Below are 25,203 nucleotides of genomic sequence, written 5' to 3'. Positions count from 1 at the left end.
AAGGCACTCTTTTCTAATTGAACAGATCCCGATAAAAATCGGGATAAGCGATTCACACACTTTTTTTGCAAAAGCAAGGCACTCTTTTCTAATTGAACAGATCCCGATAAAAATCGGGATAAGCGATTCACACACTTTTTTTGCAAAAGCAAGGCACTCTTTTCTAATTGAACAGATCCCGATAAAAATCGGGATAAGCGATTCACACACTTTTTTTGCAAAAGCAAAAAAGTGGTTCTCTGCTTACATATTTCTTCTATATTGACCACCTACTTCAAACAATGCAGCAGTGATTTGTCCTAAAGAACACACTTTAGTTGCTTCCATTAAATGATCGAATAAATTTTCGTTATTAATGGCTGCTTCTTGAATAGTATTCAATATTTCATCCACTTGGTCATGATTTGCTTTGTGCAAATTGTCCAACATCGTGATTTGGTATTGTTTCTCTTTTTCGGTAGCACGAATCACCTCAGCAGGAATAACCGTTGGAGACCCTTTAGAACTCAAGAACGTATTCACCCCTATGATTGGGAATTCTCCTGTATGTTTCAAAGTTTCATAATACAAACTTTCTTCTTGAATTTTAGAACGTTGGTACATCGTTTCCATAGCACCCAGAACACCACCACGTTCAGTAATTCTGTCAAATTCTAACAATACGGCCGCTTCAACTAAATCCGTTAATTCTTCGATGATAAAAGCACCTTGAATTGGATTTTCATTTTTGGCTAGACCTAATTCTTTATTGATAATCAACTGAATTGCCATCGCACGACGAACAGATTCCTCTGTTGGCGTAGTAATCGCTTCGTCATAAGCATTAGTATGCAATGAATTACAGTTGTCGTAAATCGCGTACAAAGCTTGTAAAGTCGTACGAATGTCATTGAAATCAATTTCTTGTGCGTGCAAAGAACGACCTGATGTTTGAATATGGTATTTCAACATTTGAGCACGTTCATTAGCGCCATATTTATTTTTCATGGCTTTCGCCCAAATTTTACGTGCTACACGACCAATCACTGCATATTCAGGGTCTACTCCATTCGAAAAGAAGAAAGATAAGTTAGGACCGAAATCATTGATGCTCATTCCGCGACTCAAATAGTATTCTACATACGTAAATCCATTTGAAAGTGTGAACGCTAATTGTGTAATTGGATTTGCACCTGCCTCCGCAATATGATACCCTGAAATTGAAACCGAATAAAAGTTCCTTACGTTTTTAGTGATGAAATACTCCTGCACATCACCCATCAATCGCAACGCAAATTCAGTAGAGAAAATACAGGTATTTTGTGCCTGATCTTCTTTTAAAATATCGGCTTGAACCGTTCCACGAACTTGTGATAACGTTCTCGCTTTAATTTCATTATAAACTACCATAGGCAAAACTTGATCTCCAGTTACTCCTAAAAGCATCAATCCTAAACCGCTATTTCCTGCAGGTAGATCGCCTTGATAATGTGGTCTTTCGACCCCTTTTCCTTTGTATATAGCATTGATTTTTACGGCAACTTCTTTTTCTAAACCGTTTTCTTTAATGTAATATTCACACTGTTGATCGATGGCAGCATTCATGAAAAACCCTAATAACATAGGCGCTGGTCCATTAATAGTCATACTTACTGATGTCATGGCATGAACTAAGTCGAAACCAGAATATAATTTTTTAGCATCATCCAAACAACAGATAGAAACTCCGGCATTACCTATTTTTCCATAAATATCAGGGCGTACATGAGGATCATTTCCGTATAAAGTCACGCTGTCAAAAGCCGTCGACAATCGTTTTGCCGGCAATCCCGCACTTACATAATGAAAACGTTTGTTTGTTCTTTCTGGCCCACCTTCACCTGCAAACATACGAGAAGGATCTTCTCCTTCACGTTTGAAAGGATATAAACCGGCGGTAAACGGAAATTCACCCGGAACATTTTCCTGTAAACACCAACGTAGAATATCTCCCCAAGCCTTATACTTTGGTAAGGCAATTTTTGGGATTTGAGAATGAGAAAGTGACTCCGTATGCGTCGCCATTTTTATTTCTCTATCACGAACTTTAAAAGTATAAACAGGATTTTTATATTTATTTACTTTTTCATTCCAAGTCAATATAATTTCCCAATTGTACGGATCTAAATCCATTTTTACTTTATCGAATTGATTCAGTAAAAGATTAAGGAAAATTTTATTTTCAGCGACTCCTTCTTTTTCAGATTCAATTGCTGTAGGTAATACAGACGTATCATCAATTCCTGCTTTTGTAATAACTGGTACTTTTCCTGAAACTGTTTCCAGTGTTTTGAAAATACCGTATAATTTTTGTGCTACTTGCTCCTGGCTTACCGCTGTCTCATCATAATGACGATTGCTTTCGGCGATTTCAGATAAGTAACGGGTTCTGTGTGGTGGAATAACGAAAATCTTCTCGCTCATTTCACGAGTGATTTCGAATGTTGATTTCAAATCGGAATTTGTTTTCTCAACAACCTTGTCCATAATCGCTTTGTACAGCGTATTCATCCCTGGGTCGTTGAACTGTGAAGCAATAGTCCCGAAAACAGGCATTTCATCAGGATTCACATCCCATAAGTTATGATTGCGTTGGTACTGTTTTTTCACATCGCGAATGGCATCTAAAGCGCCTCGTTTGTCAAACTTATTTAATGCTACTAAATCAGCAAAATCAAGCATGTCGATTTTCTCTAATTGGGTTGCAGCACCAAACTCAGGTGTCATTACATATAATGATACATCTGAATGATCCATTATCTCCGTATCAGACTGACCGATACCGGAAGTTTCTAAAATGATAATATCATACTTAGCTGCTTTGATCACTTGGATTGCATCAGCGACATATTTTGACAGGGCCAAATTAGATTGACGCGTTGCCAAAGAACGCATATATACTCTAGGACTGTTGATTGCATTCATTCGGATTCTGTCTCCTAGAAGTGCTCCGCCTGTTTTTCGTTTTGATGGATCAACAGAAATCAAACCAATTGTTTTCTCTGGAAAGTCGATTAGAAAACGACGAACCAACTCATCTACTAAAGAGGATTTCCCTGAACCTCCTGTTCCTGTAATTCCAAGAACTGGTGTGGTGCAGGTTTCGTTCATTTTATGAATTGCATCCATAGCAGGCTTTGCTACTTCTGGAAAATTCTCAGCCGCAGAAATAATTCGTGCGATAGCTGTTGGATTTTTTGATGCTAATTCTTCTACTTCATTAGTCAATTTATCTCCTGTTGGAAAATCTGAACGTTCTACTAAATCGTTTATCATCCCTTGTAATCCCATAGAACGACCATCATCTGGTGCGTAAATACGAGTAATTCCGTAGGCTTGTAATTCTTCAATTTCAGAAGGAAGGATTACTCCGCCTCCGCCTCCAAATATCTTAATATGCCCTGCTCCTTTTTCTTTAAGCAAATCATACATGTATTTAAAATACTCATTATGACCTCCTTGGTAGGAAGTCAAAGCTATCGCATTTGCGTCTTCTTGAATAGCGGTATTCACCACTTCTTCAACACTACGGTCATGGCCAAGGTGAATCACCTCAACACCAGTAGATTGAATAATTCGTCTCATGATGTTTATAGCTGCATCGTGACCGTCAAAAAGAGAGGCTGCAGTAACAATTCTAACTTTATTCTTAGGAATATATGGCGTTTGTGGATTCATTTTGAGAATATGATAATTTTAAGAGTGCAATTTACAAAAATTTTTAATGATTGCCTGATGTTCCTTGCAGATGTTGATAAAAAAGCAACAATCTTCTTTTTCAGGCCAGAAAGTCCCGCCGCTTCGGGAGAAATCCTTTTCTATTTTTCTTAAATAACGGAATATTCTAGCGTCTCAAGGCTTGGAACTAGAAATATCCCCTCTTAAAGAAATCTTAAAATTTATGTTCCAAAAATAAAAAGTGGCTTTATATTTGAAGAAGTAGTATTTTTGGTTGGAACCAAATGGTAACGCAGCTGAAGTAAACTAATAAAAAAATGAACATGAAAAAATTTTTGCTTTTAACAATGGTATTTTCTCTTTTTGGTTGCGCTGAGATGCAACAAGTAATGAATCAATTTCCACAAACGGGCAGCATGGGAGTTGTTGATATTTCTGGAGGTCTGAAAGAAGCGTTGAACAATGGTATTTCTAAACAAGTAACTAAGTTAACCGCCACAGATGGTTTTTACAAAAACGCGGCAGTAAAGATTCTTTTACCAGAAGAATTGCGAAAAGTAGATGCGGGATTAAGAAGCATTGGTCTTAGTTCTTTGGCTGATGAAGGTTTAAAAGTATTGAACCGTGCGGCAGAGGATGCTGTAAAAGAAGCGACTCCTATATTTGTAGATGCTGTGACTAATATGTCATTTGCAGATGCAAGAGGAATATTGATGGGGAACGAAAGCTCCGCCACTAATTATTTACAAAACAGTACTTCTACTGCTTTATACGGGAAATTTAATCCCATAATAAAAAACTCTTTTACTAAAGTAGGTGCTGATAAAGTCTGGACGAACATCATTACTAAATATAATAGCATTCCGTTAGTGAATAAGGTAAATCCAGATTTGACTGACTATGTAACGAATCAAGCAATGAATGGGGTTTTTAAAATGGTAGCTGTCGAAGAAAAAAACATTAGAACCAATCTTAGCTCGAGAACCTCTATTTTATTACAGAGGGTTTTTGCATTGCAAGACAAGAAGATTTAATTGTCTTTGTGTACAACTATGCGATTTGAAAATCACACAAAAAAACAGCAGTAAACAAAGATTTAAAACATCCTTTATCTGTTTATTTTAGGTAAAATGGTTTAGTTTTGATTTTCCTTTCATCCATTGAATGAAAACAGAAAATTAGAACTAAACTTTTTTTGTACCAAAAAAAAGGATTTAAATTTACAAGAACCAACTATAATGCAAAAAATCACCCTACTTATTCATTGCAAAGACCAAAAAGGAATTATTGCAACCGTGACTAATTTTATACTAAAAGTAGAAGGAAACATCACTTATTTAGATCAGCATGTTGACATGGAACGAAATGTGTTTTTTATGCGACTGGAAAGTGAACTTACAAATCCAACTAGTAGCGTTGAAGCCATAAGAGCTGATTTTCAGCAAACGATTGCCACCGATTTTAATATGTCTTGGGATCTCTACAACAAGGAGGTAAAACCTAAAATGGCATTGTTTGTTTCTAAATACAATCATTGCTTGTATGATATTTTAGGTCGTTATAGCGCTGGGGAACTAAATATCGAAATTCCTTTGATTATATCTAATCATATGGACTTAAAACCCATTGCTGATCAATTCAATATTCCGTTTTATCATGTTCCTTTTACTAAAGACAACAAGGTAGAAGGAGAAAAGAAACAAATCGAACTGCTCCAAAAACACAAGATTAACTTTATTGTTCTAGCGCGTTACATGCAAATCATAACGCCTAATTTGATTTCGCTTTACGAAAATAAAATCATCAATATCCACCATTCCTTTTTACCTGCTTTTCCAGGAGCTAAACCTTACCACTCCGCTTTTAAAAGAGGAGTGAAAATTATTGGCGCAACCAGTCATTACGTTACTGAGGAATTAGATGAAGGCCCAATTATCGAGCAAGACATCACTAGAGTTTCTCACATCAATTCTGTAGATGATTTTATCATGAAAGGAAAAGATCTGGAGCGTACCGTTTTGGCAAGAGCCATAAAACTACATGCCGAAAGAAAAGTAATGGTATACTCTAATAAAACTGTCATTTTTTCTTAAAACTAGATTCTAATAAAACCTGAAAAGTTAAAACTATTTTAGAAAAAAGTCCAGGTAATTAAATTTGGCAATCAATGAAATAAAATGAAAAAACTACTAATACTATTGTTGTTTGTTCCTTTAATTAGTTCCGCACAATTCAAAGATTTGGTAAAAAAAGTTACTGATAAAGCTGCCACAATTAGCAGTTCAAATTCGGGCTTAGACATTGCTGCCGGACTAAAAGAAGCTTTAAACAAAGGAGTTACAGAACAAGTTTCTAAATTAACCCAGGCTGACGGATTTTATAAAAATGAAGCCGTAAAAATTTTAATGCCCGAAGAGTTAGTTAAAGTCGACCAAACTTTACGCAAAATGGGAATGAGCACCTTAGCTGACGACGGTATAAAAGCACTAAATCGTGCTGCCGAAGATGCTGTGAAAGAAGCGACACCCATTTTTGTTTCTGCCATAAAAAACATGAGTATCACTGACGCCAAAAGTATTTTATTAGGTGCGAACAATTCTGCTACTACTTATTTACAAACTAGTACAACAACAGCATTATACGCTAAGTTTAATCCTGTAGTACAAACCTCTATTAGCAAAGTGGGAGCCGATGTAGTTTGGTGAAACATTATTAAAAAATACAATACTCTTCCATTCATTTCTGAGGTTAACCCAGACATTACAGATTACGTAACTAATAAGGCGCTAGATCGTGTTTTTAGCATGATTACGGTAGAAGAAAAAAATATTAGAAGCAATGTAGACGCAAGAACTTCAGATGTTCTTAAGAAAGTCTTTGCCTTACAAAATAAAAAATAAAAATATCACAAAAGAAAGTGTAAAAACTTAACTTATGTGCAACAAACTAATAACAAAATCTTAACAACGATTAGCCGGTAATTGAACCATCTTTGCAGAGTAATAAACTGGTTATTTATTATTTGGTTTTGGTTAGTTAAAGAACTGCCGGTATTCATAGAGTACCGGCATTTTTTTATTTAGTCCCACTCATAAAAGAAAGAACTGCAGCGTTAAAAACATTAGGCTGTTCCACGTTTACCACATGACCACAGTTAGCAACAACAAATAGTTTTGAGGACTTATAATGACTCTCTACTACTTTTCTCACTGACGGTAAAAACATGTAATCTTCTTCACCCATAACATACAACGTAGGGATATTTAGTTCCATCTGACGAAACCATTTTAGAATAGGATTAATTTCGGCTGTCAATTTAAACCATTTTAGAAATTCTTTATGGTATAATTTCTTTGCTTCATTTATAAAAAGAATACGAGATTGCTTGTGATTTTTTTTAGGCATAATCACAAAAGCAAAAAAGCGGTATAAAACCAAATAAGGTAAAACATACTTGAACGTATTACCCAAACGCATTAATATCTGGGAACGAAAATTCATTTTTAAGATTGCACCACCAAGTATCATACTTTGCACCCTCTGCGGATGCATCTCAGCTAATTGTCTAATCAGAATCGTACCTAGAGAAATCCCAACAAAATGCGATTTTTCAATCTTTAGAAAATCTAAAACCTCCAGAATATCATTGGCAAGAGCCGAAAAGGTATATTTTTGTTTGAAAGCAGTTTTTAGTGATGCTTTAGAATTTCCATGACCACGCAAATCCAATAAAAGCACATTATACTGTTTTTGAAAGTCTCTAATTTGTTTGAACCAAATCGATGAACTTCCACCAGCACCATGAACAAAAGTTACCCATTGGGTACTGTTCTGATTTTCGTAAATGGTATAATTAAGCACGTTTTTTTTGTAAAAATAGTACTTTAATTTTAAATCCCAATCTTAACATTTTTTATTGCCTCTTTTATGATAGTATAGCGTAAATTTGCCGGAAAAATACCGCCATGATTGGATTGCTGCAAGAGAAAAGTGAAATTGAAAAACTCCAACAGGAATATAGAAAATTAGCAGCAACAAACTTTAAAGTTAATGCTAAAATTGAAATTGAAATTCCAGAAGAGGAAGTGGTTCTTGAAAAATGCGAAGCATAATTCTAGACAAAAAAAGGGGATTCTAAAATAGAATCCCCTTTTTTTTATATCAGAGCTCAATTAAAGTGAATTAATAAATTCTAATAATTTATTTCTTTGAATCGTTGCCAATTCTTTAAAACTATTTTTAGCCTTTTCTGCTTCGCCACCATGCCACAAAATAGCTTCCGTTACATTCCTGGCTCTACCGTCATGCAATAAATTAGTATGCTTATTTACGGTATTAACCAGCCCTATTCCCCATAAAGCCTGCGTTCTCCATTCACTACCCGAAGCTTCAAAATCAGGAGCATTATCTGCTAAACCTTGCCCCATATCATGCAATAATAAATCAGTATAGGGACGAATGGTTTGATTGCGTAAAGCAACAATAGCATGCGTATTTCCAGTTTTCATTTTCGGAATATGGCAAGTTGTGCAGTTAATGGTTTCGAATATTTTTTTCCCTTCCAATACATTTTGCTCTGTATAATTCCTTCTACCTGGCACCGCAAGTGTACTAGAATACAAAGCGACCTTATTCAAATTAGCATCGGTTATTTCAGGAGAACCGCCATTTGGAATTGAATTACAGTCTACGCCAGGAGGACAATTTTCATTGGGAAACAAAGACGAAGTAATTCCGATATCACCCGAAAAAGCTGCCGCCACTTGTTGACGAACATTTGGCTGATTGGCTTTCCAACCAAATCTTCCCATTTTTTTAGAATTGGTAGCCACATCATATACATAATTTGGTTTTCCAGAAATCCCATCGTTATTTCTATCATTTGCATCAGCATAAGCCAATAATGTAGTTTCATCGACAGCTTCCAGTAAACCTAAGCCTACCATTTGATTCGCCACTCTAGGGGAAATCTTAACATTGGAAGCCAAAGTTCCAAACCCTAAATTATTAATTTGGTACGTTGGTCTTCTAAGAACCACAACAGTTCCATCTGCGAATGTCTCCGTAACGTCCTGATAAACGACATTAAACTTCCCTTTTACGGTTTGTCCTAAAATTGCATTGTCTTGCAATTGTCCGCCATAAATAGCATCTTGAAAAGAACTGCCATTGCTATTGACACCAGAAATACTCAATCGCAACAATAAACCATGTGCAGTCTCACCATCAAACAATGGCGCTCTACCTCTACCATCTTTAAAGTGACAACTAGAACAGGAAACTGCATTAAAAAAAGGTCCTAAACCATCGCGAGCAGTCGTTGATGATGGAGCTGTAACCCAACTTTGTCTAAAAAAAGAGTTCCCGATACCGAAATCGCTTTGCTCATTAAAGGTCAGATTAGGCGCCGAAAAACCAAAAGCTTCTTCGGTGGCATTAAAAAAAGTAGTTTCACCACCAGAATATTGCTCTCCTTCCTCAGCAACTAATGCAATATACTTGTCATCCGAGCTACTACAGCTGTAAAATTGAAAGCTAACCAACAAAAATAAAATCTTTATACTATTCTTCATTTTATAAAACAGAAAAAAGTGCCCTTAAAAAAGAGCACTTTAAATTAAACATCTTTTAAATTATCCGTTAACGATAATTCCAATTTTTACAGCTCCTGCCAATAGATTAGCCCCTAAATTCTTAAGTGCTAAAACAGCCACTCTGACTTTGGCACCTTCAGTAGAATCTAGGCCCCCAGAAATAGCTAAGTCAAAAGGAGTTAAAATTGCTGCCACTTTAGTTAAAGAAGCGTTTACCGCAACATCAGTATCATTATAAATGTCAACATTTGCTTGCTTCACTAAATCCTCTAAAGAAGCACCGTCAATTGTCCCATATTTTCCTTGGTATACATTTATTACACCTTGTAGATTAAGTGCAATATCTCTGTGAGTATTGTCACTAAAACAAGAATGTTCATCTTCTTGATCTGCATTTCCTAAAGCAACGTCCATACGCTCCACAGGCAATTCTGCTGAGACAAGAGTTGTGATTCCCAAGTAAATGTTTTTTATTGCTTGGTCATCTGATAAGCCTAGAAAAACTTTTCTATAAGGACCGTCAACTTTCCATTGGTTTACCATATAATCCAAATGATCCGTTAACAGATCAGCACAAACCTGTAAATAAGCGGCTCTACGCATAGGATTAGCAGCGGTTCCTCCTATTACATAATCAGTATACGGTCTCAGGCCTGCTTTTTTCTCAGAAGGCGCTGTCAAATCTTGTCCCCACAGCAAAAATTCAATAGCATGATAACCAACGCTGATGTTTTTCTCACCACCATTTTCATTTTGAGCTTCTAAAAAAGATTTATCAATAATAGGAAAAGTGATTGGATCATTGATGATACCGGAAGTACTTGCTCCTTCTACATAATCAATATAATTTTCGTCTAAAGGCCAAGCATTCATAAGACTTTCTGGACCATTTACATCGTCAATTGGTCCATTTGCAAAGCGAAAAGCTTCAGTTGTTCCGTAACTCTCCCTAGCTTCCTTCCATTTGGATTTAGCCAAATCAAAATTGGTCTGAGTTGGTGCAGCTGCGAATGTATTAATGGCCGTTTCTAGAACCACTGCATCATCAAAAGCCTTTTTATAATTTGCGTAAGCTATTTCAGCATAGTTCTCTATAACCTGTTTTTTAGTAACATTGGAATCTGCGGTATCATCATTATCGTTGTTACAAGAGAAGGCTAATCCTCCAATTAATAAAAATAATGCCATTCTCAAAAGTGCTTTCTTCATCGGGTTGTTATTTATAATGATTAAATTTAGGCAAAAATATAAGTTTTATTTTAATACGCAATTTTTATTTAGATTTAATTTAAATTAAGTTATAAATAACTCATAAACAGTAGTTTAATAACTTAAATTTATTACAAAACCACATGTCAGTAATTTATTCTAAATAGTTATTAACCCCAAATTAAGGATTCAAAACAATCAATGTCAATACATTAAATGTTATTTAGAAATATTATAAACAAAATTTTGAAATTGCAAAATTGTACTATATATTTGCATAAAATTATTCTTATTCAATCTAAATAAATAACTATTATGATACTAAAAAAAGTATTACTCTCCACATTATTAGTAACAGGGTTAACAATCACTTCATGTTCCAATGATGATATGCCAACCCAAGACCAAACTACTAATTATACTGTTCCAGCCACCTATACATTTGAAAGAAACAGTACAACAACTGTAGATTTCTCAGGACAAAGTGCTCGATTACTTATGTTAGAAGAAATGGGAAATATTATAAAAACTGCTGCTACTAATGGAACCCAAGCTAGTCAATCAGTTTTGACTAATATGTATTCAAACACAAGCAACGCTTTTTCTAGTACTGTTTTGAATACTTCTGGAAAACAACTAAAAGACAAAACAGCAGCTTCAAAAGATTACTTTGAACTATATCAAGGTGGAGGAACTACTACTGAAAGATTAAGTGTTCAAGCCTTCTTTGAAACGCAATTGACGTTAGCACAAGAAGCAAGCGTAGGAACAAATGCAGCCGCAGGTGTTGCAGGTGTATATTTAGACGGAACAAGTAAAAGATTATTTGCAGCTAACGGTTTAGAACCACAACAAGTTCTTTTAAAAGGAATGATGGGAGCTAGTTTCCTAGATCAAGTAGTTAATAACTATTTGAGTGAAAATAAATTAGACGAAGGAACTAATAAAGTAAATAATTCAAATAAAATTGTAGAAACAGGAAAAACCCACACTACAATGGAGCACAACTGGGATGAAGCTTACGGTTTTATTTATGGTGTGGATGGTACAAAATTTTGGGCAAGCTACATTAGCCAAGTGAATGCCGATGTCGATTTTAATACTTTAACAGCTGATCTAGATTTGGCTTTTCGTAAAGGTAGAGCTGCAATAGTGGCCAATGACTATGCAACTCGTGACGCACAAATTGACATCATCAAAGCTAAACTAGCGATGGTTCCAGCAGTAAGAGCTGTATTTTATCTTCAAGAAGGAAAAGGGAAATTAGTTACTGACAAAGGAGCTAAATCATTCCATGCTCTTTCTGAAGCATACGGATTTATCATGTCTTTAAGATACACAAACAATCCAGCGACAAACAACCCATATTTATCAAAATCAGAAGTAGACGCCATACTTGCCAATATGGTTAGTGGTACAAATGGCTTATGGGATATCGATACTTTAGGAGCAAAATTAGATGCTATATCGCTTCAAATAGCTACAAAATTCGGATTCACAGTTGCCCAGGCTGCCACAGTAAATTAATTTAGAATAAATACAAACAAGACCATTTGCTTTTGTATTTTTGCAAAAAAGAAACTAAAATGAAGAAACTATTTATACTTTTTACTGCTTTAATCACTATTGTCGCTTGCTCGTCAAGTGACGACAATGGAGATACAACAGGAGGCAGTAACTACGACCGTAAATTACTTTTAACAAACTGGGCTGACAACATCATCATTCCTAGTTATGTAAACTACCAAACTAAAATAAAAGTAGTAGCGACTAATATCACTGCTTTTAACGCATCACCATCAGAGGACAACTTGCTAACGGTAAGAACTTCTTGGTTAGCCGCATACAAAGCATATCAATATGTTGCTGTCTATAGTTTTGGAAAATCAGAAGAGATTGGTTTAAAAGAAAGTGCTAATACGTATCCAACAAATGCTGCTGGTATTGATGCCAATATTTCAGCTGGCGGATACAACTTAACATTGTTATCCCAGTTAGACAAGCAAGGATTCCCAGCTTTGGATTATATGATTAACGGATTAGCGACTACAGATGCTTCTATTGTTGCTTTTTATAGCACTAATGCAAATGCTACTAACTATAAGAAATACCTAACTGATGTCGTTGCTCGATTACAATCAAATGCTGATACTGTTTTAGCAGATTGGAACTCAAGCTACAGAGCCACCTATATTGCTAATAGTGGTACTTCTGTAAGTAGTTCTGTAAATGTTACGACTAATAATTTTGTTAAAAATTTAGAGAAAAATGTACGCTCTGGAAAATTAGGAATTCCAGCGGGTGTTTTCTCTAGTGGAGTGAAATTCCCCGAAAAAGTAGAGGCGTATTACAAGAATGATGTTTCAAGAGAATTATTGAACACCGCTGTCCAAGCGTCAAAAGATTTCTTTAATGGAAAGCATTTCAACAGCGCTACAACTGGCGAAGGTTTAAAATCATATTTAGACTATGTTAAAGCAGTGCGAAGCGGGCAACAACTTAGCACTATCATCGACAGTCAGTTTACTGCAAGCCTTAGTGCAAACGCGACATTAAACGCTAGTTTTTCGAACCAGATTAATACTGACAATTCTAAAATGCTTGCTGCTTATGATGTATTGCAACAAAATGTAGTCTACATCAAACTAGACATGATGCAAGCCTTAAACATTACTATCGACTACGTTGATGGAGATGGAGATTAATTTAGTCTAAAAGCTAAAAAGATTAATTGACAAATAGTACCTACTGTAATGATTCAAAATTATTTCAAACAATATACTTCAGCCGCAACGCTAGCCTTCTATAGGCTAGCGTTTGGTTTAATGATGCTTTTGAGTTTGATTCGTTTTGCCACTTACGGTTGGATTGAAAAATTTTATATCACCCCAGATTTCCATTTTACCTATTACGGTTTTGAATGGGTTAAACCTATTGGGAATTATACTTATGTTGTATTCCTAATCTGTGGTATCGCTGCACTGTTTGTAGCTATTGGTTACAAATACAAATGGGCCATTCTCACTTTTTTCTTGAGTTTTACCTATATCGAGCTAATGGATAAGACTACCTATCTAAATCACTACTACTTCATTACCATAATCAGTCTTGTATTATTGTTTTTACCTGCAAACTGCTATTTTTCGGTTGATGCCTATAAAAATGAAAAAATGCGTTTTGCAAAAATACCCAGCTGGAACATCGATATTCTGAAATTACTATTGGCTATCGTCTATTTTTATGCTGGACTGGCAAAGTTGAATTCAGATTGGCTTATTGAAGCAATGCCTCTTAAAATATGGTTACCCAATAATTCTAATCTCCCATTGATAGGATCGTTATTAAATGAAAATTGGGTGCATTACGCCTTCAGTTGGACCGGAGCCATTTACGATCTCGCAATTGTATTTTTATTACTTTACAAAAGAACCCGACTGTTCGGTTTTATTTTAGTTGTGGTGTTTCACATTTTAACTAAAATACTATTCCCAATAGGTGTTTTTCCATACGTAATGATCATCAGCAGCTTGATTTTCTTTGATGCCAGTTTCCACAAAAAGGTCTTAAACTTTATTGCCAGAATATTTTCAAGCAGCATTATTTTATTCGAAAACGGAAAAGAAAAAGGACAAACCTTCAACAACACCTATAAAGCTAAAGTGTTTTTTATCAGCTGTTTTGTTGTATTCCAACTCCTATTTCCTTTCCGGTATTTCTGTTATCCTAATGAATTGTTTTGGAGTGAAGAAGGCTTTCGTTTCTCCTGGCGCGTGATGCTGATGGAAAAAGCGGGGTACGCGACTTTTACCGTGAGGGATGCTGTAACCAAAAAAGAAATCGTTGTGAACAACAGCCATTTTTTGACCACATTTCAAGAAAAACAAATGGCTTTTCAACCTGATTTTATCTTAGAATATGCCCATTATCTGCACAATTATTACAAACAAGAAGGCGTTAATGATCCCGAAGTTTATGTAGAAAGCTACGTAGCACTCAACGGGCGATTAAGCCAGAAATATATAGATTCAAAAATAAATTTAGCCAAAGAAAATGAAAGTTTCAAACACAAAACCTGGATACTACCCTTCAATGATGAAATTAAAGGGTTTTAGACTATTTATACTTTTACTGCTGCCTCTACTTAGCTTCGCCCAAAATAAAATTTCGGGAACGGTGACTGATGCTAGCGGAAGAAAATTGGATAAAGTAGAAATATTCAATAAGTCAACAAATGCAAAAACGTTTACGGATGCAAATGGCGCATTTGAAATCGATGAAAAAAAGTCAACTAGTTTTGATTTTGTATTCTTCAAAGAAGGATATGCAATTGTTGAACAAAACAACATCACTACGGGAAGTACCATTACCATCGTTCTAAATAAAATAACCAACCTGACTGAGGTGATTATTAGAAAGCAAAATCAAAAACTTATGGCCATTCACAAGCTTAAAGACATTGAAGAAACAGCGATTTATGCTGGTAAAAAAACAGAAGTAATTAATATTAGTAAATTGACTGCTAATAAAGCTACTAATAATGCGCGTCAGATTTTTGCACAAGTAGTTGGACTTACCATTAACGAAAGTTCTGATGGCGGTTTGCAATTGAGCATTGGTGGCCGTGGATTAGATCCAAACCGAACTGCTAATTTTAATACCCGTCAAAATGGCTATGACATTAGTGCTGATGTTCTAGGATATCCTGAAAGCTACTACGCTACTCCGACGGAAGCATTGGAAGAAATCCAAGTTATTCGTGGTGCCGCATCTTTGCAATACGGAACACAATTTGGTGGTTTGATTAATTTTAAATTAAAAACACCAAGTAAAAAACCCATTGAATTAATTACTAGAAACACGATTGGATCTTATGGTTTGTTTACCAATTTTACTTCTTTGAGTGGAACCAATGACAAGTTTAGTTACTATACATTTTATAACTACAAACAAGGAAATGGTTACAGACCCAATTCAGATTTTGAAAGTAAAAATTATTTTGCCAACCTGAATTATCAGTTCAACGATAAAACATCCTTACATTTTGATTATACTTATTATAATTATTTAGCGCAACAAGCCGGTGGTTTAACCGATGAAGGATTCAACGAAAATCCAAAACAAAGCAACCGTACTAGGAACTGGTTTGCAGTTGATTGGAATTTATTTGCATTACGTTTAAAGCATAAATTTAATGAAGATACTAATTTTTCGCTACAACTTTTTGGTTTGGATGCTAGCAGGAAAGCGCTAGGATTTAGAGACAATCGAATTACTACTCCAGATCCTATGGGAGAACGTGATTTAATCATTGGAGAATTTGTAAACTGGGGTGCCGAAGCCCGATATTTAAAACAATATTATATTGGGAAACAGAAGAGTGCTTTTTTAATTGGAGCAAAATATTATCAATCTAATAATAAGCAACAGCAAGGTCCAGGAAGTTCTGGTAGCGATGCTAATTTTAACATTGCAATTGATGAATTTCCATTCTATAAAAACCAATCCGATTTTACTTTCCCAAATTTGAATTTAGCAGTTTTTGGTGAAAATATTTTTAAACTTAACAGTAGTTTCACCATTACTCCTGGTTTTAGGATAGAAAAAATTAAAACACGAGCAAAAGGTACTTATAAAATTATAAATCGCGACTTGGCTGGCAACGTTATTCTTGATGAAACTCAATCTGAAAACATAGTTAAAGATCGAAATTTACTTTTATTAGGAGTTGGCTTGAGCTACAAACCTAAAAACGGAATAGAATTCTACGGAAATATATCTCAAAATTATCGTTCCGTTACTTTTAGCGACATCCGTACAGTGAGCCCTAGTCAACAAATAGATGAAAATATTACTGATGAAAAAGGGTATACTTCTGATATTGGATTAAGAGGTCATATTGACAACAAACTATCATTTGACACGAGTATTTTCGGACTCTATTACAATGATAAAATAGGTGATTATGATAGTACTAACTCTTCTAATCAAGTTGTAAAAATCAGAGCTAATACAGGTACAGCTCTAACCTACGGTTTTGAAACATTATTAGATTGGAATATTGCTAAAACCTATTTTGAAAGCAAGGAAAATCTTAGTTGGAATCTATTTACTAATTCTGCCATCACAGGTTCAAGTTATTTAAAATCAGATATACCATCTATCAAAAAAGGATATGAAGTAGAATTTGTGCCTTTATACAACATCAAAACAGGAACTAGTATAGGGTATAAAAACTTTATTTCAAGCGTTCAATTTACCTATATATCATCACAACTTTCAAGCGCAAGCAGTAATAACTCAAATAATGTTTCAACTGGAATTTCAGGAACCATACCTGCTTACTACGTAGCCGATTTTTCTACTTCCTATAAATGGAAAAAATGGAAGCTGGAAGCTGGTGTAACTAACTTTACAAACAACAGTTATTTCACACGTAGAGCCACAGGATATCCAGGGCCCGGAATAATCCCTTCTGACAATAGAACGTTCTACACGACTCTAGAATTAGTGTTTTAAAGAACGAAACATTCTAAAATTGAAAACCATTTAGGAATTAAGAAAAATTAAGACTGACGCTTAATGAAACTTAATTCCTAAATGGTTTGTTTTTTTAGTAACAATTAGATCGCAAAATTGAACGTTGTCGAACTTATTTCTTTCTATATAACAATTAATTTATCTGAATAAAACTACTTCCCTAAATTACCATGCAGCATTTTAAAATATTCAAATGCCTTTAGCAGTCTGCTGCCGTACCACGAAAACATTTCACCGTCAACCAAGACCGTTTGTGCTTTCTCAGTATAATTACTGATTTCATAGCCGTCTTCCTTTTTAAACGGATACGGTTCTGAAGAAAGAAAGATGAGATCAGGATCGCCCTCTTCCACGATTTCCTCAATGGCAACTTCAGGGTATCGCCCTTTATTGTCGTAGATGTTTTTGAAGTGATTTAGCTTCAATAACTCATTGATGAAATTATCTGAACCCGCAACCATATATGGTTTTTTCCAAATAAAATAGGCTACTTTTCTAACTGGAATATCTTTTACAAAATTTTTAAAATCGCTCAAGGCAAAAGCCAATTTATCGTTCCATTTTTGCGCTTCGGTTCTGCAGTCTAGAAGTTGGCCAAAGTCAGTTATCATCTGAAAATTGTCTTCGATTGTAATGATATTAGTCACCCAAACTGGACAAATCTCACGAAGTCTTTCTACCATTTCTTGGGTATTCTCTTCCTTATTGCAAATGATAATATCGGGTTGTAATTCTTTTATCTTTCGATAATTCACTTTCTTAGTTCCACCTACAGTTTTCTTAGTCGATTTAAAATGATAGGGATGCACGCAGAATTTGGTTATCCCAACAATCTTTGCTTCCTGACCCAAATCATACAATAATTCCGTTTGAGAAGGAACTAATGAAATGATTCGTTTTGGCGAAGTTTCAAAAGTATGGGATGTCCCGAGTTGGTCTGTTAAGGTTTTTTGTTTCAAAAGAGAAAAGTTTAAATTGTTTAAATTGTTTAAGGTTTGAAAAAGTTTGAAGTTTAACCGCTAAGCTTTTGTTTCAGGTTTAAAGTTTGAAAAAGTTTAAAGGTTAACCGCGAAGTTTTTGTTTCAGGTTTAAAGTTTGAAAAAGTTTAAAGTTTAACCGCAAAGAACACAAGATTATTACTTTTAATTCGTGCAAATTCGTGTTTAAAATTTTCACACACAATCCAAAAAACTTCAAACCTTAAACTTTAAACGAACTATTTACACTTTAAACTTTAAATGAACTATTTGCTCCATTTCCTGTTGCATTTTCAAAGCCTCTTCCCTTGCTTTTTCGGCAAAGTTAGTTCCGTTAGAAGCATAAATAATTCCTCTAGAAGAATTGATCAGTAATCCTATATTCGCATTCATACCGTATTTACACACTTCAGATAAACATCCTCCTTGTGCCCCTACTCCAGGAACTAGCAAAAAACTGTCTGGAACAATCTTACGGATTTCTGTGAAGTATTCTGCTTTAGTAGCTCCTACAACATACATCAGGTTTTCGCTGTTTTTCCAAGTCTTAGACGTTTCTAAAACCTGTTTGTACAATTCCTTTCCGTCAACAGTAAGCGTTTGGAAATCAAAAGCACCTTCGTTTGACGTTAATGCCAACATAATAGTGTGTTTATTTTCGAAAGCTAAGAAAGGTTCTACAGAGTCTTTCCCCATATACGGAGCAACAGTAACCGAATCGAAGTTTAAATCTTCAAAAAAAGCTTTGGCGTACATGGATGATGTATTGCCTATATCGCCACGCTTAGCATCTGCAATAGTAAAAATATCAGGATAAGTATCGTTGATATAATTGATTGTTTTTTGTAACGAACTCCATCCCTTAATCCCATACGCTTCATAAAAAGCGGTATTGGGCTTGTAAGAAACACATAAATCATATGTGGCGTCGATGATTGCTTTATTGAATTCAAAAATCGGGTCTTCAAGTTCTAATAAATGGGGTGGAATTTTATCTAAATCAACATCTAGGCCTACGCATAGAAACGATTTTTTGAATTGAATTTGATTGTAAAGTTGTTCTGTAGTCATTTGTAATTGGGTTGTTTCGCAAATTTACAAACTAGAATTCAATTAATTTCGAAATACGCACATTTCTTAAAAAATGTATAACACGGCAACAATAAAAAATCATTTCTAATGGTCTAAAACAAAAAAAATGAGGCCCTTTCAGACCTCATTCCTTTTATAAACTTAAAATATTGAACTAATTATTTAGCTAATAAAATTTCAACTCTTCTATTTTGAGCTCTTCCTGCTTCTGTTTTGTTAGATGCAATTGGTTTTACTACACCATAACCTTCAGATGTAATTCTGTCGGCATTAATTCCTTTTGCAACTAAATATTCTTTGACTGCTGCTGCTCTTTCTTTCGATAATTGTAAATTTTTTACCGCAGATCCAGTGCTGTCTGTATATCCTTCCAACATGAAGTTAGCTGTACTATAACTGTTCATTACCTTTACAATTTCTTCCAATTTAACATTAGATTCAGGTTTAATCGTTGCTTTTCCAGAGTCAAACAATATCGCTTTAGAAAAACTATTCAATTGCTTAATTACCTCTGCAGTAACTTCTGGACAACCATTATTAGCTGCTGTACCTTTTATTGTAGGACACTTGTCATCTTTATCAGCAATTCCATCACCATCTGTATCAGCCCATGGACATCCGTTATTTTCTGTTGGACCAGCTACTGTTGGACATTTATCATCTTTATCAAAAGTACCATCATTGTCTGTATCTGCATAAGGACAACGTTTGTTGTCTGCCGGACCTGCAACATTTACGCAAGCGTCGTCTCTATCAATTACACCATCACCATCAGTATCTGGAGCCAGTGCAGTTTCCTTAATAACAACTTCCTCTACTTCTTCTACCACTCTCTTTTTCTTTTGGTAAACTGGTATTTTCATTCCTAAATGAAAATCAATCGCTCTTGAATTATCAGAAATAAGATTTGAAATAGCAGATCCTGATCCAATAAAGAAAACTCCCGTACGCAATCCTACACCTACTAGAGCTTGCTTGCTATAATCCATGTACGTAACAGGAACGTAGAAACTAAACCACCTTGATTCAAAACGAGGTGTCAAGCTTACGCTATTTGCTATACTATTTTGACTTAATTTATTTTTATCAACAACGTTGAAATCTCCGTTTAAATTTAAATAAAATTTTCTGTGAATATTCCAGTCAACATCTGCATGCAAAGCCGTTGGTAAGTATGATTTTACGGTACCATTGATAGTTGTTCTAGCATAATTATTTTTCATGAACTCATCAAAGTTAGACGCATCCTGATAATTTGCTGCCGTAATCGTTTTATTCAAATTATAACTATTTAAAATTCCTTTATCATATTTCATTGAACCTAAATCAGTAACCGAAACACCAAAACGAATCTTATACTTATTCACTTCTCTTAGATTATTACTATCAGTGCTAGAAGCGTCATAATCTGGTCTCCATTCGTAAACTAAACCTAAATCAAAACCAAACCCTTTTGATTTGCTATCAATATCAATCTTATCATTAGTCGCAAAATCTTGGCTTGAACCATAAACAGCCGTTCCAGTAGACGTATATGTATCCAAAAGAGGATTTCCTCTATCGTCATACTTTACCGTTACATTGTTTCCTTGTAAATGATAATTGGCTACACCTTGTAAATATTTAGCCGTAATACCTCCTTTTAAGAAATGTTGCCCTCTTTGCAACAAAACAGCTGCATAAGATATACCTAGCTCTCCCCATGAATTACCAACTGCATTTGGACTACCCAAAGTTGCAGACGGAAAACTTGTATGATTGTCTGCGCTGATGTCATTAACAACTTGTCCATTTACATTAAGTACGTTCACAAAAGCTCTTGCTCTTGTAAAAATAGCCAACGAATGTTTTGGTGCAATGTTAAACATAAACGATGGCCCCATAACATCGGTATTGAAGGTAGCATTATTATTGTTTGAAAACGTTTTTTTAGCTTGTGTATCAAAATCATAACCTGACTTTGTAACATCAGATAAACTAACACCGTATGCATCATTATTAACAGATGAGCTACTTGAAAACAAATTTATATCTGTTTTAAAACGAGAATCAACAATAGAGGCTGGATTGAACAACACGCCTTGAACACCCGCATAATTATCATGGGTATATCCAAGATACGATTGAGCATTTGCCGAAATAAAACTTGCAAACGCAAGAACTACTAGTATTTTTTTTTTCATAATTTATTCTAATTCAAAGTATATATTTAATAATTCCTACATTTTCGACAAAACTACCAAAATTATTTAATAAATACTTTCCTATAATTTTTAATAACATTGCAGACACAAAAAAATAAAAATGCCACACTAAAAAATTTAGTATGGCATTTTTTTCTTGATTCTATATTATATTCTCTTTCTTCTTAATAAACCTCACTTGCTTCTTTCAGTTTCTCCATGTTGTTCACTAATGCTAGTTCATCAACAATTTTCTGGATATCACCATTCATGATATTTCCTAGATCGTAAAGCGTCAAACCTACTCTGTGATCAGTCACACGACCTTGCGCGTAATTGTAAGTACGTATTTTGTTAGAACGGTCACCAGAACTTACTTGAGACGTACGTTTTGTAGCATCTTCAGCTTGTTTTTTGGCTAATTCTTGTTCGTATAAACGAGAACGCAATACACCAAAAGCTTTATCTTTATTCTTATGTTGTGATTTTTGATCCTGACATTGCGCTACTAAACCAGTTGGAATATGCGTTAAACGCACCGCTGATTTGGTAGTATTTACAGATTGTCCACCTGGTCCAGAAGAACAGAAAAAATCCACACGAACATCATTCATATCAATTTGAACATCAAATTCCTCTGCTTCCGGAAGCACCATAACAGTCGCTGCCGATGTGTGAACACGTCCTTGCGTTTCCGTTTGTGGAACACGTTGCACACGGTGAACACCCGCTTCAAACTTCAAAGTTCCATAAACATCTTCACCGCTAACTTCAAAAATCACCTCTTTAAAACCACCAGAAGTTCCTTCATTCATATCAACAACAGATGTTCTCCAACCTCTATTTTCACAATATTTAGTGTACATACGGAACAAATCCCCTGCAAAAATACTTGCTTCATCCCCACCGGTACCGGCACGAATTTCCACCATTACATTTTTAGCATCTTCAGGATCTTTCGGGATCAACATAAATTTGATTTCTTCCTCCAGTTCCGGTAATCTTTCCTTCGCCTCGTCTAGTTGCATCTTGGCCATTTCGGTCATATCAGCATCACTATTGTCGGCAATTATTTCGTTTGCTTCTTCAATATTAGCCATGATAAGCACGTATTCATCGCGCTTTTCTGCTAATGCTTTCAAAGTTTTATACTCTTGATTCAATTGCACATAACGCTTCTGATCAGAGATTACATCCGGCTGGATGATCAAATCCGATATCTCATCGAAACGTTGTTTTACTATTTGAAGTCTATCTAACATATTCTTGTTCCTTTATTTGGAGTGCAAAATTACGAAATTTTTGTTTAAAGTTTAATGTTTAAAGTTCCAAGTTTTTTTTAGGAGCTATTTCCTGCTATTCGCTATATCTTTTTATCCGCAAAAAAAGCGGATTAAAAAGGATGCCGCTACTATCAGGGCTAAAAAATCAATGCATAAAAACTCCGTTTACGGTTTCCCGTAAAGTTCTTGATACAAAAGGAATTACATTTGGGAAACCGAATATATTTAATCAGTATTTTCGGTAGAAAGTTATATATTTGAGAATGAACGAAAACTTATCAGGCATAGCAATCCTATTTAGGAATGATAGGTCTGATAACGTCAGACCTATTTACAAGTTGGGCTATAATACCTCAAAATTTGGTGGAACTAACGCATCTTTTTTTGAGCCTTATTGACTAAAATTTGATATTTAAAATGACGAAGCTTGAAAATTGAAATTGCTAAAGTAAAACCGGAAACTTATCAACAGGGCAATACGAAAATAATTTATTATTAATCTAAAATATACTAATGGGAAATATAGCATTAAATCCAATTACTCCAACTTGGAAAGTAAATGATAATATTGATTTTGAAGTTACATTTGAAAATTCTAGAGACTGTAATTTTTTAAATCTAGTTATTCATAGAATCTTTGAATTGAATGATTTAGCTATAGGTCAATTTATACTCCCTTTAAAAGAAAATGGAAATAATAAATACCAAGTTGCACTTAATATTTCTAATGTTGGGGTTTACTATATTTCTAAAGTAGTAGCGGAGAAATATCCAAAAAATGAAACAAATTCAGAAATCTATGATATGCACCATCCTTTATTATTTGATTCGTTTGAAGAAAACGAATTCTTCTCACCGTACTTTTTAATAACTGATGATAATGCAAATTACACCACAAAAGCAATAAAGGATTATGTGTATAAAACTTATCAGGATAGGCATTTATCACTCAAACTGGGAGATAACGAAGGTCAGAATCAATTTACATATGAAGTTGTAGTTTTATGTAAAGATGTATACTTGTCTTCAGATACAAATTTTAAAAGCTGTACTGTAAAACCATATATACCTAGTACCAATGATGATATGTTAAAACGTATCAATAATTATTTAGAAACAAAAAAGTGGAAAAAATTTGATGAAAAAGAAGTTCGAAAAGATATTTTATATTCTCCCAACCCCCAAGTCATATTTGAATTTCCAAAAGTGTTTGCATCTAATAAAGATGAAGTTGTCAACTTAGTTGTTAATGAAATAGAGATGATTTTAGGAGCCTATTCCTTAACTCGTAACGCAATAGGAGAAATTTTGGCAATAGCGGTCAAAAACGCAGATACAAATGAACAGTATTTAACGTTTTCTGAAATGGATTATGTCGGGAATATAGCATGTGGCGATGTATTCGGAGAAAACCCTTTTTTAAATAATTGCATTACAGATACATCTAAGGAGAATAACTTTCTTCAATTATGTATTTCTCTATTTAATCAGGCTTCTATTGAGGATAACATCGAATTTGCTTTTACAAAATACTGGTCAGTTTTGGAAACAATGGCTGAGTCTAAAAATTATAATGAAAAGCAGCTTCATAAATACAATTTAGATGGAGTGAAATTAAATCCATTAACTTCCAAGCAAAGACCTGGTAAAAAAGATTATGTACGTGAACTTATTCGTGAATATAAAAATAAAGACAATAATCATATTGAAAATATTCTTATTTCGACGACACCTTTAACTAACAATAAAATGGAATTATTACTTTCCGTATGGTACTATCATCGGAATTGCGCAGTTCACGCAGGTGGGTGTATTAGAGGCGTTCTGAAAGGATGTAAGGATAATTGTAATCTAATAACTAAAGAATATATAATAAATCAAAAAGGTCTAGATGTTCAGCAAAACATATTATTAGATACAATTAGACAAACTATCAGACAAATTTTAATTATAGAAAGCACAAAGAATGCAGAAAACAAAAATTTAATTTCACAATATATAAATCAGAATATTTCAGTTGTTAGACAAAGAAAATATATAATAAATTAAAAAGTAGAGCATAAATTCCGATAGCGCGGATTTACAAACCCAGCTCCACGAAGTATAAACAAGTCGCAACAGCTAAATACAATCATGACTGCTCTACGAAGTCTCCTGACTTCGTAGCCACTCTAATAATCGACAAACAAACGAAAATAAAACTTGTTAGAGTTAGCGCAGCGAATAGAAACGGGTACGAAGCACAGCTCTGCGAAGTCTATACAAGTCGCAACAGCAAAATACAATCGTGACTGCTCTGCGAAGTCTCCTGACTTCGTAGCCAATCCAATAATCGACAAACAAACGAAAATAAAGTTTACTAAAGTTAGCGCAGCGAATAGAAACGGGTACGAAGTCGGGAGACTTCGCACAGCACGAGGAAATACCGTCTCGCATAAATTTTTCGTTAATCCGATAGCGCGGATTTGCGCCCCGCTCCACGAAGTCTATACAAGTCGCAACAGCTAAATACAATCGTGACTGCTCTGCGAAGTCTCCGACTTCGTAGCCACTCTAATAATCGACAAACAAACGAAAATAAAGTTTACTAAAGTTAGCGCAGCGAATAGAAACGGGTACGAAGTCGGGAGAC

The 25,203-nt window shown here is 34.8% G+C and carries 17 protein-coding genes and 1 pseudogene; 10 read left to right on the top strand and 8 right to left on the bottom strand.

Going from position 1 to position 25,203, the window contains the following annotated elements; genetic code table 11:
* A partial coding sequence (locus tag QO182_RS15910; protein ID WP_371562682.1) for a hypothetical protein occupies positions 1-265 on the top strand: 265 nt, incomplete at its 5' end.
* Here the strand turns inward: QO182_RS15910 and QO182_RS15905 are convergent.
* Positions 244-3,696: a methylmalonyl-CoA mutase family protein gene (locus QO182_RS15905; RefSeq protein WP_371539053.1), complete on the bottom strand. Its 3,453-nt coding sequence runs from the start codon at positions 3,694-3,696 to the stop codon at positions 244-246. The two genes, QO182_RS15910 and QO182_RS15905, sit on opposite strands and share 22 nt — an antisense overlap.
* 323 nt (positions 3,697-4,019) lie before the next feature.
* On the opposite strand from QO182_RS15905, the gene QO182_RS15900 reads away from it, so the two are divergent.
* The 3 genes and pseudogenes from QO182_RS15900 (at position 4,020) to QO182_RS15890 (ending at position 6,596) form a co-directional block, all read left to right on the top strand.
* A complete protein-coding gene (locus tag QO182_RS15900) occupies positions 4,020-4,730 on the top strand; it encodes a DUF4197 domain-containing protein (protein ID WP_371539050.1) in 711 nt (236 codons plus the stop codon).
* A gap of 204 nt (positions 4,731-4,934) precedes the next feature.
* Positions 4,935-5,789, top strand: a complete 855-nt coding sequence (purU, locus tag QO182_RS15895) for a formyltetrahydrofolate deformylase (RefSeq protein ID WP_371539048.1) — start codon at positions 4,935-4,937, stop codon at positions 5,787-5,789.
* 84 nt (positions 5,790-5,873) lie between these two features.
* Positions 5,874-6,596, top strand: a pseudogene (locus tag QO182_RS15890) (DUF4197 domain-containing protein).
* A 175-nt stretch (positions 6,597-6,771) separates the two neighbouring features.
* On the opposite strand, the gene QO182_RS15885 reads toward QO182_RS15890, so the two are convergent.
* Entirely contained in the window at positions 6,772-7,557 is a 786-nt protein-coding gene (locus QO182_RS15885; protein ID WP_371539046.1) for an alpha/beta fold hydrolase, read from the bottom strand.
* Positions 7,558-7,661: 104 nt separating this feature from the next.
* Here QO182_RS15885 and QO182_RS15880 point away from each other — a divergent pair, with 104 nt between their 5' ends.
* A complete protein-coding gene (locus QO182_RS15880; RefSeq protein WP_371539044.1) occupies positions 7,662-7,808 on the top strand; it encodes a hypothetical protein in 147 nt (48 codons plus the stop codon).
* A gap of 60 nt (positions 7,809-7,868) precedes the next feature.
* Here QO182_RS15880 and QO182_RS15875 read toward each other — a convergent pair whose 3' ends face one another.
* On the bottom strand, positions 7,869-9,269 hold the full coding sequence (locus QO182_RS15875; RefSeq protein ID WP_371539042.1) for a di-heme oxidoredictase family protein: 1,401 nt from the start codon (positions 9,267-9,269) through the stop codon (positions 7,869-7,871).
* A gap of 60 nt (positions 9,270-9,329) precedes the next feature.
* Positions 9,330-10,499 carry an imelysin family protein gene (locus QO182_RS15870; RefSeq protein ID WP_371539040.1) on the bottom strand — a complete coding sequence of 390 codons (1,170 nt, stop codon included), beginning with the start codon at positions 10,497-10,499 and terminating at the stop codon, positions 9,330-9,332.
* A gap of 315 nt (positions 10,500-10,814) precedes the next feature.
* Here QO182_RS15870 and QO182_RS15865 point away from each other — a divergent pair, with 315 nt between their 5' ends.
* Genes QO182_RS15865 through QO182_RS15850 form a run of 4 tightly spaced genes read left to right on the top strand, consistent with a single transcriptional unit; the run spans position 10,815 to position 17,015 of the window.
* Positions 10,815-12,026: a DUF4856 domain-containing protein gene (locus tag QO182_RS15865; protein ID WP_371539038.1), complete on the top strand. Its 1,212-nt coding sequence runs from the start codon at positions 10,815-10,817 to the stop codon at positions 12,024-12,026.
* Positions 12,027-12,085: 59 nt separating this feature from the next.
* Complete coding sequence (locus QO182_RS15860; protein ID WP_371539036.1) at positions 12,086-13,204, top strand: imelysin family protein; 1,119 nt, start codon at positions 12,086-12,088, stop codon at positions 13,202-13,204.
* Positions 13,205-13,252: 48 nt separating this feature from the next.
* A complete protein-coding gene (locus QO182_RS15855; protein ID WP_371539033.1) occupies positions 13,253-14,611 on the top strand; it encodes an HTTM domain-containing protein in 1,359 nt (452 codons plus the stop codon).
* A complete protein-coding gene (locus QO182_RS15850; protein WP_371539115.1) occupies positions 14,592-17,015 on the top strand; it encodes a TonB-dependent receptor domain-containing protein in 2,424 nt (807 codons plus the stop codon). The genes QO182_RS15855 and QO182_RS15850 overlap by 20 nt, the downstream gene beginning before the upstream one ends.
* A 173-nt stretch (positions 17,016-17,188) precedes the next feature.
* On the opposite strand, the gene QO182_RS15845 is transcribed toward QO182_RS15850, so the two are convergent.
* The 4 genes from QO182_RS15845 to prfA all read right to left on the bottom strand — a co-directional run bounded on the left by QO182_RS15845 (position 17,189) and on the right by prfA (position 22,550).
* Positions 17,189-17,995, bottom strand: a complete 807-nt coding sequence (locus tag QO182_RS15845; protein WP_371539030.1) for an ABC transporter substrate-binding protein — start codon at positions 17,993-17,995, stop codon at positions 17,189-17,191.
* Positions 17,996-18,256: 261 nt separating this feature from the next.
* Positions 18,257-19,084 (bottom strand): orotidine-5'-phosphate decarboxylase, encoded by an 828-nt coding sequence (gene pyrF, locus QO182_RS15840; protein ID WP_371539028.1) that lies wholly within the window; start codon positions 19,082-19,084, stop codon positions 18,257-18,259.
* Between the two features lie 179 nt (positions 19,085-19,263).
* Positions 19,264-21,288, bottom strand: a complete 2,025-nt coding sequence (locus tag QO182_RS15835) for a DUF5723 family protein (protein ID WP_371539025.1) — start codon at positions 21,286-21,288, stop codon at positions 19,264-19,266.
* A 185-nt stretch (positions 21,289-21,473) separates the two neighbouring features.
* On the bottom strand, positions 21,474-22,550 hold the full coding sequence (gene prfA, locus QO182_RS15830) for a peptide chain release factor 1 (RefSeq protein ID WP_371539023.1): 1,077 nt from the start codon (positions 22,548-22,550) through the stop codon (positions 21,474-21,476).
* A gap of 534 nt (positions 22,551-23,084) precedes the next feature.
* On the opposite strand from prfA, the gene QO182_RS15825 reads away from it, so the two are divergent.
* Entirely contained in the window at positions 23,085-24,620 is a 1,536-nt protein-coding gene (locus QO182_RS15825) for a hypothetical protein (RefSeq protein ID WP_371562680.1), read from the top strand.
* Positions 24,621-25,203 lie beyond the last annotated feature (583 nt).

The sequence above is a fragment of the Flavobacterium sp. Arc2 genome, assembly GCF_041431385.1.
GTDB lineage: Bacteria > Bacteroidota > Bacteroidia > Flavobacteriales > Flavobacteriaceae > Flavobacterium.
This window is presented reverse-complemented; position numbering and strand designations above follow the sequence as displayed.

What these genes read in the sequence shown, in the direction of transcription:
- QO182_RS15860 (WP_371539036.1), top strand. Translation starts at nt 12,086, where the DNA reads ATGAAGAAACTATTTATACTTTTTACTGCTTTAATCACTATTGTCGCT.
- pyrF (WP_371539028.1), bottom strand. Translation starts at nt 19,084, where the DNA reads ATGACTACAGAACAACTTTACAATCAAATTCAATTCAAAAAATCGTTT.
- QO182_RS15835 (WP_371539025.1), bottom strand. Translation starts at nt 21,288, where the DNA reads ATGAAAAAAAAAATACTAGTAGTTCTTGCGTTTGCAAGTTTTATTTCG.
- QO182_RS15825 (WP_371562680.1), top strand. Translation starts at nt 23,085, where the DNA reads ATGGGAAATATAGCATTAAATCCAATTACTCCAACTTGGAAAGTAAAT.
- QO182_RS15855 (WP_371539033.1), top strand. Translation starts at nt 13,253, where the DNA reads ATGATTCAAAATTATTTCAAACAATATACTTCAGCCGCAACGCTAGCC.
- QO182_RS15870 (WP_371539040.1), bottom strand. Translation starts at nt 10,499, where the DNA reads ATGAAGAAAGCACTTTTGAGAATGGCATTATTTTTATTAATTGGAGGA.
- purU (WP_371539048.1), top strand. Translation starts at nt 4,935, where the DNA reads ATGCAAAAAATCACCCTACTTATTCATTGCAAAGACCAAAAAGGAATT.
- QO182_RS15875 (WP_371539042.1), bottom strand. Translation starts at nt 9,269, where the DNA reads ATGAAGAATAGTATAAAGATTTTATTTTTGTTGGTTAGCTTTCAATTT.
- QO182_RS15850 (WP_371539115.1), top strand. Translation starts at nt 14,592, where the DNA reads ATGAAATTAAAGGGTTTTAGACTATTTATACTTTTACTGCTGCCTCTA.
- QO182_RS15865 (WP_371539038.1), top strand. Translation starts at nt 10,815, where the DNA reads ATGATACTAAAAAAAGTATTACTCTCCACATTATTAGTAACAGGGTTA.
- QO182_RS15880 (WP_371539044.1), top strand. Translation starts at nt 7,662, where the DNA reads ATGATTGGATTGCTGCAAGAGAAAAGTGAAATTGAAAAACTCCAACAG.
- QO182_RS15900 (WP_371539050.1), top strand. Translation starts at nt 4,020, where the DNA reads ATGAAAAAATTTTTGCTTTTAACAATGGTATTTTCTCTTTTTGGTTGC.
- QO182_RS15905 (WP_371539053.1), bottom strand. Translation starts at nt 3,696, where the DNA reads ATGAATCCACAAACGCCATATATTCCTAAGAATAAAGTTAGAATTGTT.
- prfA (WP_371539023.1), bottom strand. Translation starts at nt 22,550, where the DNA reads ATGTTAGATAGACTTCAAATAGTAAAACAACGTTTCGATGAGATATCG.